This window comes from Halobacillus litoralis (assembly GCF_020171725.1).
GTDB classification, from domain to species: Bacteria; Bacillota; Bacilli; order Bacillales; family Halobacillaceae; genus Halobacillus; species Halobacillus litoralis_F.
Genome location: NZ_JAIVAJ010000011.1, coordinates 1 through 16,216, shown reverse-complemented (window position 1 = coordinate 16,216; position 16,216 = coordinate 1). Strand labels below are relative to the sequence as shown.

Sequence of the window (16,216 nt, the reverse complement as noted above, 5' to 3'; positions counted from 1 at the left end):
AAGGAGGGAAATACAATGGCTAAAAAGTTAGAAATTACCCTCACGCGCAGTGTTATTGGTAGACCGCAAGATCAGCGCTCTACTGTCAAGGCGCTAGGTCTTAAAAAGATCCGTCAAACTGTCGTACTTGAAGATAACCCAGCGATCCGAGGTATGGCTGAAAAGGTATCTCACCTTGTATCGGTTAAAGAAGTATAATAGAAAATTATAAATTAAGGAGGTGCTCGCATGAAACTGCATGAACTAAAAGCGGCTAAAGGTACTCGTAAAGAACGTAACCGCGTAGGTCGTGGTATGGCTTCTGGTAACGGTAAAACATCTGGACGTGGCCACAAAGGTCAAGGACAGCGTTCTGGTAGCAAGACTCGCCCAGGTTTCGAGGGTGGTCAAATGCCACTATTCCAACGCCTGCCTAAGCGTGGTTTCACGAACGTTCACCGTAAGGAATTTGCGATCATTAACCTTGACGCTCTCAACCGTTTCGAAGAGGGTACAGAGGTTACACCTGAACTACTACTTGAAACTGGCGTTGTCTCTAAAGAGAAAGCCGGCATCAAAGTACTAGCTAAAGGTTCTATCGAGAAGAAACTTACAGTGAAAGCTCACAAGTTCTCTGCTTCAGCGAAAGAAGCAATTGAAGCAGCGGGCGGTCAAACTGAGGTGATTTAATGTTCCGGACAATCTCCAATTTTATGCGCGTGGGTGATATTCGACGGAAAATCATCTTTACTTTATTGATGCTTATTGTTTTCCGTATAGGAGCATTTATCCCTGTACCATTTACGAATCGAGATGCCATCAACTTCATGGATGAACAGAATGCGTTTGGCTTCTTGAATACATTCGGAGGCGGGGCATTACAGAACTTCTCCATCTTTGCTATGGGGATCATGCCCTACATTACTGCCTCCATCATCATGCAATTGTTGCAGATGGATGTTGTTCCTAAATTTGCGGAATGGAAGAAGCAAGGTGAAGTGGGCCGTCGAAAATTAGCTCAGTTTACCCGCTATGGAACGATTGTTCTAGCTTTCATCCAAGCGATTGGAATGTCAATCGGGTTTAACGCCTTGGCTGGAGGTCAGCTGATCTCGAACCCTGGTGTTACGAAATTCGCTGTCATCGCGCTTGTGTTGACCGGTGGAACAGCATTCCTTATGTGGCTTGGTGAGCAAATCACTGAACACGGCGTTGGGAATGGTATTTCCATTCTGATTTTTGGAGGAATCGTTGCTGCGATCCCTAATGGTGTCAACCAGTTGTATGATCAGTACATCTCCGGTGCAGGAGAGCAGCTGTTCATTAACTTAGTCATCGTTGGTTTAATCGTACTTGTCATCGTTGCGGTCGTAGTTGGTGTCATCTTCATCCAACAAGCCCTTCGTAAGATTCCTATCCAATATGCGAAGCGATTGGTAAATCGTTCGCCAGTAGGTGGGCATTCCACTCACTTACCATTGAAAGTTAATGCTGCAGGAGTTATCCCGGTGATCTTTGCGATTTCATTCATTATCGCACCGAGAACCGTCGCTGGATTCTTTGAAGGTGAAGTAGCTTCTGTTATTGAATATATCTTTAACTATCAAAACTGGCCTGGAATGATCATTTATGTTGCGTTAATCATTGCTTTCACGTATTTCTATACGTTTGTTCAGGTCAACCCGGAACAAATGGCAGAAAACTTGCAGAAGCAGGGCGGCTATATTCCTGGTATTCGTCCAGGTGCAAATACAGAGACGTATTTGACTCGCGTAATGTACCGTCTAACCTTCGTAGGTGCACTCTTCCTAGCAGCTGTATCTGTCCTTCCATTGATCTTAGGTAGTGTGGCAGGTCTTCCACCATCTATACAAATCGGTGGAACAGGCTTACTCATCGTTGTAGGGGTTGCCCTTCAAATCATGAAACAGCTTGAGAGTCAGCTAGTGAAACGCCACTATAAAGGCTTTATTAAATAATTAGTGTCAAAGCTAATGAGCATGAGAGCGAGGGGAACGCGTTGAACTTAATTCTGATGGGTCTTCCTGGTGCCGGCAAGGGCACGCAGGCAGAGAAGATTGTCGAGAAATATGAAATCCCTCATATCTCAACTGGAGATATGTTCCGTCTAGCAATCAAAGAAGGAACAGCACTTGGCAAAGAGGCCAAATCCTATATGGACAAAGGTGAATTGGTTCCCGATGAAGTTACAATCGGAATCGTTCGCGAGCGTCTAAGTAAGCCTGACACGGAGAAAGGCTTCCTGCTTGATGGTTTCCCAAGAACGATCGCGCAGGCCGAGGCTCTTGAAAACTTATTGGATGATATGAACGAATCATTGAATTATGTTCTTCATATCGATGTCCCTAAAGATAAGCTTGTAGAGCGTCTGACTGGACGACGTATCTGTCCAACATGTGGTGCAACGTATCACGTCGTATTCAACCCTCCTAAGGTTGACGGGAAATGCGACAACGATGGTGCCGAACTGATTCAACGTGAAGACGATCAACCAGAAACCGTAAAAACCCGTCTTGAAGTCAATGTAGAACAGGCTCAGCCGCTACTTGATTTCTATCGTGAGAAAGGTTATTTAGTATCCTTTGAAGGTGACAAAGATATCAACGATGTATTTAAAGACATTGACGTGAAGCTCGGAGAGTTGGCAGAATGATTATTTGTAAGACTCCACGGGAATTAGATATAATGCGTGAAGCCGGTCGCATTGTGGCCCTGACGCACGAAAAGCTTGAAAAAGCGATTCGACCAGGTATAACTACTGGAGAATTGGATAAGATTGCTGATGAATTCATACGCAGTATGGATGCAATCCCATCCTTCAAAGGTTATAATGGATTCCGTGGTAGTATTTGCGCATCTGTGAACGAAGAGCTCGTCCATGGAATCCCGGGAGATCGGGTTTTAAATGAAGGAGATATTATCAGCATCGATATAGGTGCTAAATATAAAGGCTATCACGGCGATTCCGCTTGGACGTATCCAGTCGGAGACGTTGATGATGAAACGATGGATTTGCTGAGAGTGACAGAGACATCCTTGCTCAAAGGACTTGATGAAGCAAAACCTGGTGTACGCCTTTCAAATATATCCCATGCCATTCAGGCGTATGCAGAATCGGAAGGTTATTCAATCGTCCGTGAATATGTAGGACATGGAGTTGGGCAGGAGCTGCATGAGGATCCTCAGATCCCTCATTACGGTCCACCTAACAAAGGTCCACGTTTGAAGCCAGGTATGGTTTTGGCTGTTGAGCCGATGGTGAATGCAGGGTCCAGACATGTGAAGACACTGAATGACCATTGGACGGTAGTCACGAGAGATGGTAAAATGTGTGCGCATTTCGAACACACCATAGCGATTACGGAAGAGGGTTACGAAATATTAACAAAATCCTAAATGAAGGTGATCGTATTTGAACGAATCTGAGTCGAGTCCGCGAATAGGTCAAGTTGTTCGTATTGTGCAGGGGCGTGAGGCAGGACAGTACGCCGTCGTGATCGACGTGCTGGATGGCCGCTTTGTGCTGCTTGCCGACGGAGAGAAGAGGAAGTACGATCGACCAAAGAAAAAGAACATGCAGCACATTGAGCTCATGGACTTCGTCTCTCCGGAGGTTCAGAACAGCCTTCTGGAAACTGGTCGAGTCACAAACGGTAAATTACGATTTGCTGTTTCGAAATATGTCAATGAACTAGTGACTGATTTGAAGAAGGGAGATCAACTCGATGGCGAAAGACGATGTAATTGAAGTAGAAGGAACAATCGTTGAAACCTTACCAAACGCACAGTTTAAGGTAGAGCTCGAGAACGGTCATACCGTTTTAGCCCATGTTTCAGGTAAAATTCGCATGCACTTTATTCGAATCTTGCCAGGAGACAAAGTAACGGTAGAACTTTCTCCTTATGATTTGACTAAGGGTCGTATTACGTACCGTTACAAATAAAACTCCGACTTAAAGGAGGTATGGATGATGAAGGTAAGACCTTCTGTAAAACCAATTTGCGAGAAATGCAAAGTCATCAAACGTAAAGGTAAAGTCATGGTTATCTGTGAAAACCCTAAGCATAAACAAAAACAAGGTTAAAACTGAAGGAGGTGCAACCCTATGGCACGTATAGCAGGTGTAGATATTCCCCGCGATAAGCGCGTGGTAATCTCTCTAACTTATGTATATGGTATCGGAAAGTCTCTAGCTGTTGAAGTTCTTGATCAAGCTGGAGTTTCTAAAGACACTCGTGTACGCGATCTTACAGAAGACGAACTAGGTAAGATCCGTAAAGTTGTGGATGAGTTGAACGTTGAAGGTGACCTTCGCCGTGAGAACTCTCTTAACATCAAGCGTCTAATCGAAATCGGTTCTTACCGCGGAATCCGCCACCGTCGTGGTCTTCCACTTCGCGGTCAGAAAACGAAAAACAACTCTCGTACACGTAAAGGTCCACGTCGTACAGTTGCGAATAAACGTAAGTAATCGAAATACAAAGGAGGTAAGCTAATCTATGGCACGTAAAGGAAATACTCGTCGTAAGCGTCGCGTGAAAAAGAATATAGAAACTGGTGTGGCTCACATCCGTTCTACATTCAACAACACGATCGTAACGATCACCGATGTTCAAGGTAATGTAATTAGCTGGAGCAGTGCTGGTTCTCTAGGTTTCAAAGGTTCTCGTAAGTCTACTCCTTTCGCCGCTCAAATGGCTTCTGAAGCTGCAGCGAAAGATGCAATGGACAACGGAATGAAATCTCTAGAAGTATCAGTAAAAGGCCCTGGTGCTGGTCGTGAAGCAGCAATCCGTTCTCTACAAGCAGCAGGTCTTGAAATCACTGCAATCGTAGACGTAACTCCAGTACCACACAACGGTTGCCGTCCACCAAAACGTCGTCGCGTATAATTGTTCTGAATAGAATTTGTCACCCTGTCTATAATGGGTTATGATAGCATTCAAACAGCACCGCAGTAGACAGAGAAAACGTGCAGTTGTCTTGAATCGGAACTGCCTACCTGAGGAATTTCGGTTAGACCGTTGTCTAACCGGGGTTTCGACGTTTTGAAGGAGGGTTTAGTGTAATGATCGAAATTGAAAAGCCAAAAATTGAGACGGTTGAGATCAACGATGATTCTACTTTTGGTAAGTTCGTCGTAGAACCGCTTGAGCGTGGGTATGGTACAACTCTAGGTAACTCCTTGCGTCGTATCCTATTATCCTCACTTCCTGGCGCTGCTGTAACATCAGTTCAAATCGACGGTGTCCTACACGAGTTCTCAACCATCGAAGGTGTAGTCGAGGACGTAACGACAGTTGTGTTGAACCTGAAGAAACTAGCTTTGAAGGTGTACTCCGACGAAGAGAAGACTTTAGAGATTGATGTTCAGGGTGAAGGGAAAGTAACAGCAGCAGACATTACGCACGACAGTGATGTAGAAGTTCTAAATCCAGATCTTCATATTGCTACACTTGATAGCAATGCTAACTTACGCATGCGTATTACTGCAGAGCGTGGCAGAGGATATCGTCCAGCAGAAGGAAACAACCACGAAGATTTACCAATCGGCGTGATTCCAGTGGATTCTATCTTTACGCCTGTATCCCGTGTGACGTACCAAGTAGAGAATACGCGTATCGGACAAACATCGAACTTCGATAAACTGACGTTGGATGTTTGGACAGATGGAAGCATCCGTCCAGAAGAAGCGATTTCTCTTGGCGCGAAAGTGTATATGGAACACCTCAATATCTTTGTCGGCATGACAGATGAAGCTCAAAAAGCTGAAATCATGGTCGAGAAAGAAGAGGACCAAAAAGAGAAAGTTCTTGAAATGACGATTGAAGAGCTTGATCTTTCTGTTCGTTCTTATAATTGCTTGAAGCGTGCGGGAATTAACACAGTCCAAGAGCTTGCAAACAAATCTGAAGAAGACATGATGAAGGTGCGTAACCTTGGTCGTAAGTCTCTTGAAGAAGTGAAGCACAAGCTTGATGAACTTGGACTTGGATTAAGAAAAGACGATTGATTGATAGATAACATCGAAGAGTTTCCAAAAAGGGAGGGAATTATCAATGGCTAGAAAACTAGGACGTACTACAGATCAGCGTATGGCGCTTCTTCGTAACTTAGCGACAGACTTGATCATCCATGAACGTTTAGAAACAACAGAAGCTAAAGCAAAAGAGCTTCGTTCTGTTGTAGAAAAAATGATTACTCTTGGTAAACGCGGCGATCTTCATGCCCGTCGTCAAGCTGAATCATTCCTATACAATGCTCCTGCTGATGAAGAAGGAGAGCAAACAGCTTTGCAAAAGCTATTCTCTGACATCGGCCCACGCTACGAAGACCGTCAGGGTGGTTACACTCGCGTGCTTAAGCTTGGCGAGCGTAAAGGTGATGGCGCAAAGATGGCAATCATTGAGCTAGTTTAATGAATACCATTCTTGGAAAAGGGCAGGACTGAATCTCGTCAAGAGGTTGAATCCAGCCCTTTTTTTATTGTCTAGAAACTATAATTTTGGACTATGTGGATCACGCATGCCATATAAACGTCCGGCTCCAGCACCCAGCTCCGACACGAATAAGCAATCTGCCTTTGGGAAGAAAGTACACGTTCCTACGGGCGTTTTGCTTCTTCTGCTCGGAGCTCACAGGGTGCCCTGAGCCTTTGCTTTTCAAAATCGGGCGGCTGCTCGATTTTTTGTCAGAAGATGAGTAGATAGGTAAGATAGAGGTAGGAAATGCTGTCGTATTTCCTGGGAAATAGTGAGTTGAGCAGAGGGGGAACACGAATGGAAAAGAGTCAGATCGAATTTCGTAATGTGTCCTTCCGCTATCATGATGACGCCCCCTGGGTACTGAAGAATGTCAGCTTCACCATTGATGCTGATGAATGGGTAGCGATTATAGGACACAATGGTTCTGGGAAATCGACCATTGCTAAATTAATGAATGGTTTATTATTTCCTCAAGAAGGAGAAATCTATGTATCGGGACAGAAAGTAAACCCGGACACGATATGGGAGATCAGAGAACAAGTCGGGATGGTCTTTCAGAACCCTGACAACCAGTTTGTCGGGACAACGGTAAGAGACGATGTAGCGTTCGGCATGGAGAATCACGGGATGTCTCGTGAGTTAATGGTTGAACGTATTTCGGAGAGTCTCGAAGCTGTCGGAATGGAAGCCTATGAACGTCAGGAGCCACACCGTCTATCGGGTGGACAGAAACAGCGTGTTGCGATCGCAAGTGTTCTTGCGGTGTCTCCGAAGTACATCATTCTGGATGAGGCGACAGCGATGCTCGACCCGAAAGGCCGGAAAGAGATTATGCAGACAATACGCGACGTGCAGAGCAAGCGTAACCTGGCTTTGATCACCATCACACACGACCTGCAGGAAGTGACACAAGCAGACCGTGTCATCGTTATGAATCAGGGGAAAGTGTGGATGCAGGGCAGCCCTCGTGAGATTTTCTCTAGGAAAGAACAGTTAATAGAAATTGGCTTGGATACTCCATTTGTAAGTAAGCTGGCGGATGAATTGTTGAACGCTGGTTTATCCCTTTCGCGTGAGCCACTGAATCACCAGGAGTTGTTGGAGGAACTATGGACATTACATTCGACCAAGTAAGCTACGTCTATCAACCCGGCAGTCCATTTGAGCACCGGGCTCTTCAGGATATTTCTTTCTCCATTCAATCCGGATCGTTTGTGGCTATTATCGGACACACAGGTTCCGGGAAATCGACCCTCCTTCAACATTTGAATGGATTGGTCCAACCCACTGAAGGAAGAGTGAACATCGGCCCGTATGCGTTGGTTTCAGGTGAGAAGAACAAGCACTTGCGGGAACTGCGTGAGAAAGTCGGCGTTGTGTTCCAATATCCGGAGCACCAGCTCTTTGAAGAAACCGTAGCGAAAGATATCGCATTCGGCCCGGAGAATTTCGGTGTGGAACAAAAGGAGATCGAAGACAGGATCCAACAGGCAGCCAAGGCTACAAAGTTGAGTGAAGACTTGTTAGAGCGTTCTCCTTTCGACTTGAGTGGAGGACAGATGAGACGCGTTGCGATTTCCGGTGTCCTCGCGATGAACCCTGAAGTACTCGTTCTCGATGAACCGACAGCTGGATTGGACCCAAGTGGTCAGCGTGAGATTATGGACATGTTTCATGAGCTTCACAAGTCGAAAGAGCTGACAACCATCTTAGTGACGCATAGTATGGAGGATGCATTGAAGTATGCTGATCATATTGTCATATTGAATCACGGAGAGGTGTACCGGGAAGGGACGCCGCTTGAGATCTTCAAGCAGCGTGAAGCCTTAGAAAACGTGCAACTCGACGTACCGGAAGTCATTGATTTTCTTGCCAAGGTAGAAGAGAAGATGAATATCCGACTTCCTTATGAAGGGCAAAGCATAGCAGAGTTAGCAAAGGAACTGGCTCGTATGGTGAGAGGGGGCCGCGATCATGAGTAGCTCTATGATAATCGGCCAGTATGTCCCGGGTGATTCGGTCGTTCACCGGCTAGATCCAAGGTCCAAAATCGCCATCATCTTTTTCTTTGTGTTGATCGTATTCTTTGCTAATTCTGTTATGAGCTACGGACTGCTTGCCTTGTTCGGCATAGGAGCTGCTGCGAGCTCTAAGGTTCCGCTCCGCTACATCATGAAAGGGTTGACCCCTGTTTGGTTCCTGATCCTGTTCACCTTCATCCTCCACCTTTTTGTAACTAAAGAAGGGGACCTCCTCTTCAACCTTTGGGGCTTTAAGGTGTACGAGGAAGGAGTCGTTCAGGGGGCGGCGATCTCGTTAAGATTCTTTCTGCTGATCCTCGTCACTTCATTGTTGACCTTGACGACAACACCAATCGAAATCACAGATGCCATTGAGGAGCTGCTTGGACCGCTGAAGAAGGTGCGATTCCCGGTCCACGAGCTCGCCTTGATGATGTCGATTTCCCTCAGGTTCATTCCGACATTGATGCAGGAAACGGAGAAAATATCAAAAGCTCAGGCTTCCCGTGGTGTAGACTTCCGTACAGGCTCATTTAAGGACCGCATAAAGGCTGTTGTACCTCTATTAGTCCCGTTGTTCGTCAGCGCCTTCAAAAGGGCTGAGGAGCTCGCTATGGCGATGGAGGCACGTGGCTATCGCGGTGGTGAGGGACGGACGAAACTGAGGGAACTGAAAATAGGAAAGCTGGATTACGTCATGTACGGGTTATTTGTCGTCGTGGTCATCGGGCTGTTCCTCACGAGAAACTAGTAAGGAGAGAAGAGGATGGAGCGTTTACGGTGTATCATTCAGTATGATGGAACCCATTATGCCGGATACCAAGTTCAGCCGAATGGAAACACGGTTCAGGCCGAGCTTGAGAAGGCGTTGAAGAAAATGCACAAAGGCGAAGGCATCAGAGTGGTCGCCTCAGGAAGGACCGATTCCGGTGTCCACGCCAAGGGGCAGGTGATCCATTTCGATACGACCCTTCGCATCCCAGCTTCGAATTGGCGACGTGCCCTTTCCTCTTTGCTGCCTGATGACATTAAAGTCGAGGATGTGGAAGTCGTTTCGCCCGATTTCCACGCCCGTTATGACACAACTGGAAAAGAATACCGTTATTTTGTGTGGAACGCGCAGGAAGAGGACATTTTCAAACGTCTCTATCATCACCACGTTCGCGACACGCTGGACCTCGCTGCGATGAGAGAAGCATGCGCGTACCTCGAGGGAGAACATGATTTCACATCCTTCTGTTCCCCGAAAACAGATATTAAAGGCGATAAGGTAAGGACGATTTATCAAGCGGACGTGATCCAGGAGGAAGAGCGGATTACATTCGTCTTCCGCGGGTCAGGTTTTCTTTATAATATGGTCCGGATTCTTACCGGTACATTGCTGGAGGTCGGCAGAGGCGAGAGAAAGGCCTCTGAGATTCCCGGGATGATTGAAGCGAGGAATCGTGATGCGGCTGGAAAGACAGCTCCGGCACGGGGGCTCTTCCTTTGGGAAGTCTATTATACGTGAGTTTTCAAAAATAATTTCAAAAAACAACGAATCCTGGTGTGCATACTCTTGACACCAGGGCTGAGAGTGTTATATTATATTCTATGGCATTTTATTTCTATACCACGGTTAGCCCCGGAAACTAATCGTATTGAGATAAAGTATTGAAACGAAGCTTTGTGAAACTAACAATTCAGGAGGGAAACCCACATGCGCACAACTTTCATGGCAAATGAAAACAACGTGGAACGTAAATGGTATGTTGTCGACGCTGCAGGACAGACACTTGGCCGTTTAGCGAGCGAAGTTGCTGCGATCCTTCGCGGTAAAAATAAACCAACTTACACTCCACATGTAGATACTGGAGATCACGTGATCATCATCAATGCAGGTGAGATTCACCTAACAGGAAACAAAATCAACGATAAGGTCTATTATCGTCACTCTGGTCACGTAGGTAACTTGAAGTCCCGTACAGCGAACGAAATGCGTACGAAATACCCTGAGCAAATGCTAGAGCTTGCTGTTAAAGGGATGCTTCCAAAAGGAAGTCTTGGACGTAAGATGGGCAAGAAACTTCATGTTTATGCTGGAGCAGAACACAAGCATGAAGCACAACAACCAGAAGTTTACGAACTTCGCGGATAATTAAAGGAGGTAATGAAGAGTGGCACAAGTACAATACATCGGTACTGGTCGTCGTAAGAGCTCAACAGCTCGTGTACGTCTTGTTCCAGGAACCGGCCGTGTAGTAGTTAACAAACGTGATGCTGAAGACTTTTTCCCATACGAAACTCTTCGTACGATTCTGAAGCAGCCTCTAGCTGTAACAGAAACAGAAGGAAACTATGACGTTCATGTAAACGTTCATGGTGGAGGATTCACAGGACAAGCGGGTGCGATCCGTCACGGAATCGCTCGTGCGCTCCTACAAGCAGATCCTGAATACCGCACACCACTTAAGCGTGCAGGTCTACTAACTCGTGACGCGCGTATGAAAGAGCGTAAGAAATACGGTCTTAAAGGTGCTCGTCGTGCACCACAATTCTCTAAGCGTTAATTTTTCGCTTATATACAAAGAGACTCTCAACTTCGGTTGGGGGTCTTTTTTTATTGTTTGTATTTTCAGCTTTCCGAGCGGCTTTAAATATACATGGGTGGTTTTATAAGACATAACTCTGCACCTTGTCCCATACATTGTGATAGGGAGTATAAGGGAGTGTGGAGACATGATTCGAAAGATGAAAACCTTCTTTTGGTTGATTGGTATCGTGGCGCTCGTATGTTTAGTATCGTACCCTATTCAAGAAGCCAAAGATGCCTGGACAATCTGGTCCTCCCCTTTATCAGGGAAAGTAGTGGTCCTGGACCCGGGACACGGTGGCCCTGATGGAGGAGCGGAAGGGTCAGACGGAACGCAGGAAAAACAGATCACGCTTAAGCTTTCCCGTTACCTTCAAGATTATCTTCAGGAAGCGGGGGCGTTGGTGTATTTAACACGGTATGAGGATGAGGACCTTTCGTCGGATGGAGCGGGCAGTCTATCAAGGCGTAAGTCTGAGGACATTCGAAATCGTGTGCAGTACATTGACGAGAAAGAAGTGGACTTTTATTTAAGTATCCATTTGAATGCTATCCCTTCAGGACAGTGGAGAGGCGCTCAGACGTTTTACAATCCGAATAGTGAAGAGAGTGAGAACTTGGCGAAGTTCATCCAATCAGAGATCAAGACGAACCTGGAGAACACGACGAGGGAAGCGCTCGGCTTGAAGAACATTTACATTTTGAAAAAAGTCGAGGCACCGGGGGCATTAGTCGAAGCAGGCTTCTTATCAAACGATCAGGAGCGGGAGCTTTTGAAATCGGATGATTATCAGAGAAAAATGGCAGCTTCGATCTATCAGGGTGTCTTACGGTTTGTGACAGAAAGGGAACATCCTTCAAGTAAATGAATGTGAGCATATCACTTAGAAAGCGTTTCATGTATGTTATACTAGCCGTATTGAAACATTTTCTAAGGATGGTGAACCGGCTTGCTTACACAAGAACAAGTATTAGAAATCCTTCACGGTATCCAAGATCCGTTTTTACATAAGACGTTAGAAGAGACCGGTGGGGTTGAAGAGATAAAGATCAAAGAAGAGAAGAACCACGTAAGTGTTAAGGTATTGATTTCTAAAACCAATACTGCAGAGCAGATGGAGCTTCAACAGACGATTGTCAATGCATTGAAGAGTGCGGGAGCGGTAACAGTAGGTCTTCGCTTCGATCAATTGCCGGATGACGTGATTCAGAAGTTCCAACCGAAAGAGGAACAGGAAGACCAGTCTCTCTTGAGTGGAAATGCGGGTACGAAGTTCATTGCTGTTGCCAGTGGTAAGGGCGGCGTTGGGAAATCCACCGTCACGGTTAACCTGGCCGTTGCGTTGACACGCCTTGGTAAGAAGGTCGGAATCATTGATGCTGATATTTACGGCTTCAGCGTACCGGACATGATGGGAGTAGAAGAGCGCCCGGTTGTCCGTGGTGAAAAAATCATCCCAGTCGAGCGCTTCGGTGTGAAACTGGTATCGATGGGCTTCTTCGTCGAGGACAACTCACCGATCATCTGGCGTGGGCCGATGCTTGGTAAGATGTTGACGAGCTTCTTCAAAGAAGTGGAGTGGGGAGATCTGGACTACCTCCTATTAGATCTTCCACCTGGAACGGGAGACGTTGCACTGGATGTCCATGCGATGCTGCCTTCCTCTAAAGAAATTATTGTTACGACACCACACCCGACTGCGGCATTCGTTGCAGCGCGAGCGGGGCAGATGGCTTTGAAAACCGAGCATGAAATCCTGGGTGTTGTCGAGAACATGGCGTACTTCGAAAGTAAAGAAACCGGAAATAAAGAATTCGTATTCGGTCGCGGTGGCGGTGTGAAGCTTGCCGATACGCTGAAGACGGATGTGCTAGGGCACATTCCACTACAGCAGCCGTACGAAGAAGAAGATGTCTTCGCCCCGTCTGTTTATCAAGCGGATCATCCAACAGGTGTGATTTACCGTAATATGGCGGCGAAGGTCATCGATAAATATTAATCATAAGAAAAAACACGCGTCCTTTGAACAGGGCGCGTGTTTTGTTTTAACGTAATAGTGGATTAGGAGCTTTGCTGTTCCTCTTCACCAGCTGAACTGGATGAACCTTGGCTGCCTTCATTACTTCCACCGTTCTGTCCGCTTTGCCCACCTTCACCCTGAGATCCGCCTTCCTGACTCATCTTTTCAGCAGCTTTCAACAGCGTGTCGGTCATTTTGGCTTGGAACACAGGACTGTTCAAGGTTTCATTGATGGTCGTCTCCAAGTACTCTCTATACTTCTGTCCCTGCATGACGGTGACCATTTGCTCCATCATTTCGGGGTTGCTGTACAGTTCGATCATCAGCTTCTGATATTCAGCATCTTTCATAAGACCTTTCATCAGTTCTTTCTGCTGATCCTGGAGAACTTTATCAAAACCTTGAACAAAGGTCGGGTCGGAGAATAGCTTCGTCCAGAATTCTTTCCCTTTCTCAGAGACGATGGTTTCACTGACCGTCTGGGAAACAATTTCCGACTCTAAAGCCATGGACTGTTGCATCTCTTCATTCGATAAGACTTCCGTAATGGCTTTTTTGCCATCATCCGTCTTTAATATATCCACAACCATTTTCTTCGTTTCATCATAATCGGCCTGTTCTCCTGAACTCGATCCGCCACTACAAGCGGATAATAAAAAAACAAACAGGAGGAGACCACTAATACGGAGCCATTTGGACATAGTAGCATGTCCCCTTTCTTCATTCTCCATATCGTTACTATGTGCGAAATGATAAATAATATGCGGGTGGGAGAAAAAAGCCAAGCTTCATGATAAAATACGGTGGGAGCGTTTTTTTAAAAGTATAAATTTTTCAAAGGTGGAAGCGGCTGATATAGACAAATTCCAGCTGCGCATGCACGTTTCGTCGGCAGCCTTTGTTTTTCTAGGGGGAACATTCGTGAATAGTCGTAAATGGGTGAGGTTATTTCTGTCCACGCTTTTGATCGGTGGAGGATTGACGCTCATACTCAGTTTTATCTTCAAACAGCAATCCTATGCTGAAGCACTTCAGCCTTTTCAAATCGGTGAACTGATCGGATTGTTGTTGTTTTTCTCTGGTCTTGGTTTTATCTTTAGTGTCATCAGTCAAATGGGTTTCTTCGCTTACTTGACGGTCAATCAGTTTGGAAAAGGATTGTTTCGGACGTACTGGACACCTGTTCAATGGTTCTTAATTGCCTTTACGTTGTTCGATTTGATCTACTTCCGTTACCGCGCAGCAGAAGAAGGGTCTTCTCTTTGGCCGTTCGTTTTGACCGCCGTCGTTCTTTTGGGGCTTTCATGGATCATTGCGACCATCAAAGCCAAAGAAACAAAGCCACAAGCCTTTACCCCTGCGTTGTTTTTCATGTTTGTCGTCACAACGGTTGAATGGGTGCCGGCTTTGCGTGCGGAGAACAGCGATTATGTATGGCTGATGGTGATTCCGTTATTTGTATGTAATGCATACCAACTATTGCTGCTGCACAGATTGACGAACCAAGAATAGGTGTATGTCCAGCGGTGAAAATAATAAGAGCAGGAAGCACCCGGCTTCCTGCTCTTATTATTTGAATGGAAGCGGCACCGTCAATTGACTTGTGTCGTTTCCGTTTCGCTTCCGCTTACCAGCTCAGTGATGCTGACGAATTCCAGACCTTTCTGCTTAAGCCCTGGTAATATGACTTCCAATGCTTTAGGGGTCTGTTTTACGGAATCAGACGCATGAAGTAAGATAATATCCCCTTTAGATCCCTCGTCCATTACTTGATCTACAATTTGATTCGTTCCAGGGTTTTCCCAATCTCTCGGGTTGATACTCCATTGAACGGCCTGCATGCCCGCTTGGTCAATCCTCTTCAACACTTCCTTGTCAAAATGACCATGAGGCGGTCGAATCCATTTCACATCCTCGAACCCAAGCTTAGCGAATGCTTCTTGTGCGAGCTTCAAGTCTTCGGATACTTGTTCAGGTTTCATCTCAAGGTAACTTTCATATTCGTACCCCATCATAGCGATTTCGTGATTCCCTTCATGGATGTCCTTCACGATATCAGGGTGACGCTCTGCCCATGCACCACTCAAAAAGAAGGTGGCCTCAGCATCGTATGCCTCCAATTGCTTTAAGATCTCCTGAACTTTATCAGTACCCCAACTGATGTTAAATGTAAGAGCCACATAAGATAAGTCCTCGCTCCCTTGACTAAGCGCTCGCAATTCTCCGTTGTTTGAAAATACAGGCTCTTGATTAAAGCGACCCACCCACAAGAAAAGGGCGCAAAAGAGCGCGAGTACGACGACCACTCCGTAACGTTTCCATCGTTCCGCCTTCAAAGAAAAGAACACCACAGACCTCTCCCTCCTACTTATATGTTTTATACATATGAAAAATCGGACAACCTATGCTAAAAACCGTAGAAAAAGGGTAAAAATATAGAAAGACGACTATCAGGGAGGTTTTGGGTATGTACGGGTTCATGATTAATGAACAGGAAAGACAGGAAGTTCAGTATCTATTGAAAAGAGAGATGGAAGAGATCACGTTTGATTTAGGCGATAATCGAATTGATGCAGCTATGAAGCAGGCCATGCAGGAGAGGTACCTTACGCTTTATCAAATCTTTAGAAGGTTTGCGACAAGTAAAGAATGCCTTCAGTATATGCCTTCGAAGCGGAAATACAATTAACCGAAAGGGAAGTCCGGATTGTAAGGACTTTCCTTTTTATATGGTTTTCAAGGATAAAAACAAGAAAATGTTCAAAACCTATTGCGTTCTCTTTTTGTTATGTGCTATATTATTAAACGTTGTCGGGAAAGCAAAAGATAACACAACACCCCAACGAAAAAACAACAAAAAAGTTGTTGACTTCAAACCGGGATGATGATAAAGTTAATCTTGTCGCAAAAACGACAGCAACAAACCAATCAAAACATTTCAAAAAAGTTGTTGACAGCAACGAAACGAAATGTTAAGATATAAAAGTCGCTGTTTTCGAACAGCACACAACATTTTGATCTTTGAAAACTGAACGAACCAACCAGTACGTCAATATTTTCTTCTTAGTGAAGAAAAGACAACGAGCACATTTCGATGTGCAAATGAGCAAGTCAAA

The 16,216-nt window shown here is 45.5% G+C and carries 24 protein-coding genes; 22 read left to right on the top strand and 2 right to left on the bottom strand.

The window, feature by feature from the left end; all coding sequences use genetic code 11:
• The first annotated feature begins 15 nt into the window (after nt 1-15).
• The 20 genes from rpmD (at nt 16) to LCM20_RS18640 (ending at nt 13,079) form a co-directional block, all read left to right on the top strand.
• On the top strand, nt 16-198 hold the full coding sequence (gene rpmD / locus LCM20_RS18735) for a 50S ribosomal protein L30 (protein WP_079477335.1): 183 nt from the start codon (nt 16-18) through the stop codon (nt 196-198).
• A 30-nt stretch (nt 199-228) separates the two neighbouring features.
• Nucleotides 229-669, top strand: a complete 441-nt coding sequence (rplO, locus tag LCM20_RS18730; protein ID WP_225197024.1) for a 50S ribosomal protein L15 — start codon at nt 229-231, stop codon at nt 667-669.
• The gene (gene secY, locus LCM20_RS18725; RefSeq protein ID WP_225197023.1) at nt 669-1,958 is read left to right on the top strand and encodes a preprotein translocase subunit SecY; all 1,290 of its coding nucleotides are present in this window, start codon (nt 669-671) and stop codon (nt 1,956-1,958) included. Before rplO ends, secY begins: the two co-directional genes overlap by 1 nt.
• Nucleotides 1,959-1,999: 41 nt before the next feature.
• On the top strand, nt 2,000-2,653 hold the full coding sequence (locus LCM20_RS18720; protein ID WP_225197022.1) for an adenylate kinase: 654 nt from the start codon (nt 2,000-2,002) through the stop codon (nt 2,651-2,653).
• Nucleotides 2,650-3,396 carry a type I methionyl aminopeptidase gene (gene map / locus LCM20_RS18715; RefSeq protein ID WP_225197021.1) on the top strand — a complete coding sequence of 249 codons (747 nt, stop codon included), beginning with the start codon at nt 2,650-2,652 and terminating at the stop codon, nt 3,394-3,396. Before LCM20_RS18720 ends, map begins: the two co-directional genes overlap by 4 nt.
• A 16-nt stretch (nt 3,397-3,412) precedes the next feature.
• Nucleotides 3,413-3,748 (top strand): KOW domain-containing RNA-binding protein, encoded by a 336-nt coding sequence (locus LCM20_RS18710; RefSeq protein WP_225197020.1) that lies wholly within the window; start codon nt 3,413-3,415, stop codon nt 3,746-3,748.
• On the top strand, nt 3,726-3,944 hold the full coding sequence (gene infA, locus LCM20_RS18705; protein ID WP_035543089.1) for a translation initiation factor IF-1: 219 nt from the start codon (nt 3,726-3,728) through the stop codon (nt 3,942-3,944). Before LCM20_RS18710 ends, infA begins: the two co-directional genes overlap by 23 nt.
• A gap of 27 nt (nt 3,945-3,971) precedes the next feature.
• Entirely contained in the window at nt 3,972-4,085 is a 114-nt protein-coding gene (gene rpmJ, locus LCM20_RS18700) for a 50S ribosomal protein L36 (RefSeq protein ID WP_002509257.1), read from the top strand.
• 21 nt (nt 4,086-4,106) lie between these two features.
• Nucleotides 4,107-4,472: a 30S ribosomal protein S13 gene (rpsM, locus tag LCM20_RS18695; protein ID WP_225197019.1), complete on the top strand. Its 366-nt coding sequence runs from the start codon at nt 4,107-4,109 to the stop codon at nt 4,470-4,472.
• Nucleotides 4,473-4,500: 28 nt separating this feature from the next.
• A complete protein-coding gene (gene rpsK, locus LCM20_RS18690) occupies nt 4,501-4,893 on the top strand; it encodes a 30S ribosomal protein S11 (protein WP_225197018.1) in 393 nt (130 codons plus the stop codon).
• 176 nt (nt 4,894-5,069) lie between these two features.
• The gene (locus tag LCM20_RS18685; RefSeq protein ID WP_225197017.1) at nt 5,070-6,014 is read left to right on the top strand and encodes a DNA-directed RNA polymerase subunit alpha; all 945 of its coding nucleotides are present in this window, start codon (nt 5,070-5,072) and stop codon (nt 6,012-6,014) included.
• Between the two features lie 46 nt (nt 6,015-6,060).
• Entirely contained in the window at nt 6,061-6,420 is a 360-nt protein-coding gene (gene rplQ, locus LCM20_RS18680) for a 50S ribosomal protein L17 (RefSeq protein ID WP_225197016.1), read from the top strand.
• A 360-nt stretch (nt 6,421-6,780) separates the two neighbouring features.
• Nucleotides 6,781-7,620 carry an energy-coupling factor ABC transporter ATP-binding protein gene (locus LCM20_RS18675; protein WP_225197015.1) on the top strand — a complete coding sequence of 280 codons (840 nt, stop codon included), beginning with the start codon at nt 6,781-6,783 and terminating at the stop codon, nt 7,618-7,620.
• Nucleotides 7,596-8,468 (top strand): energy-coupling factor ABC transporter ATP-binding protein, encoded by an 873-nt coding sequence (locus LCM20_RS18670; protein WP_225197014.1) that lies wholly within the window; start codon nt 7,596-7,598, stop codon nt 8,466-8,468. Before LCM20_RS18675 ends, LCM20_RS18670 begins: the two co-directional genes overlap by 25 nt.
• The gene (locus LCM20_RS18665) at nt 8,461-9,258 is read left to right on the top strand and encodes an energy-coupling factor transporter transmembrane component T family protein (RefSeq protein ID WP_225197013.1); all 798 of its coding nucleotides are present in this window, start codon (nt 8,461-8,463) and stop codon (nt 9,256-9,258) included. The genes LCM20_RS18670 and LCM20_RS18665 overlap by 8 nt, the downstream gene beginning before the upstream one ends.
• A gap of 15 nt (nt 9,259-9,273) precedes the next feature.
• Nucleotides 9,274-10,017, top strand: coding sequence for a tRNA pseudouridine(38-40) synthase TruA (truA, locus tag LCM20_RS18660; RefSeq protein ID WP_225197012.1), 744 nt, complete (start codon nt 9,274-9,276; stop codon nt 10,015-10,017).
• Nucleotides 10,018-10,206: 189 nt separating this feature from the next.
• Entirely contained in the window at nt 10,207-10,644 is a 438-nt protein-coding gene (gene rplM, locus LCM20_RS18655; protein WP_225197011.1) for a 50S ribosomal protein L13, read from the top strand.
• 19 nt (nt 10,645-10,663) lie between these two features.
• Entirely contained in the window at nt 10,664-11,056 is a 393-nt protein-coding gene (gene rpsI / locus LCM20_RS18650; protein WP_225197010.1) for a 30S ribosomal protein S9, read from the top strand.
• 169 nt (nt 11,057-11,225) lie between these two features.
• Complete coding sequence (gene cwlD, locus LCM20_RS18645) at nt 11,226-11,948, top strand: N-acetylmuramoyl-L-alanine amidase CwlD (RefSeq protein WP_225197009.1); 723 nt, start codon at nt 11,226-11,228, stop codon at nt 11,946-11,948.
• Nucleotides 11,949-12,029: 81 nt separating this feature from the next.
• A complete protein-coding gene (locus LCM20_RS18640; protein ID WP_225197008.1) occupies nt 12,030-13,079 on the top strand; it encodes an Mrp/NBP35 family ATP-binding protein in 1,050 nt (349 codons plus the stop codon).
• 62 nt (nt 13,080-13,141) lie between these two features.
• Here LCM20_RS18640 and gerD read toward each other — a convergent pair whose 3' ends face one another.
• Nucleotides 13,142-13,801: a spore germination lipoprotein GerD gene (gene gerD / locus LCM20_RS18635; RefSeq protein ID WP_225197007.1), complete on the bottom strand. Its 660-nt coding sequence runs from the start codon at nt 13,799-13,801 to the stop codon at nt 13,142-13,144.
• Nucleotides 13,802-14,021: 220 nt separating this feature from the next.
• On the opposite strand from gerD, the gene LCM20_RS18630 reads away from it, so the two are divergent.
• Nucleotides 14,022-14,612 (top strand): KinB-signaling pathway activation protein, encoded by a 591-nt coding sequence (locus LCM20_RS18630; RefSeq protein WP_225197006.1) that lies wholly within the window; start codon nt 14,022-14,024, stop codon nt 14,610-14,612.
• A gap of 80 nt (nt 14,613-14,692) precedes the next feature.
• Here the strand turns inward: LCM20_RS18630 and pdaB are convergent, their stop codons facing one another.
• On the bottom strand, nt 14,693-15,451 hold the full coding sequence (gene pdaB / locus LCM20_RS18625) for a polysaccharide deacetylase family sporulation protein PdaB (protein WP_225197005.1): 759 nt from the start codon (nt 15,449-15,451) through the stop codon (nt 14,693-14,695).
• Between the two features lie 116 nt (nt 15,452-15,567).
• Between pdaB and LCM20_RS18620 the strand changes: the two genes are divergently transcribed.
• Nucleotides 15,568-15,789 carry a hypothetical protein gene (locus tag LCM20_RS18620; protein WP_225197004.1) on the top strand — a complete coding sequence of 74 codons (222 nt, stop codon included), beginning with the start codon at nt 15,568-15,570 and terminating at the stop codon, nt 15,787-15,789.
• Nucleotides 15,790-16,216 lie beyond the last annotated feature (427 nt).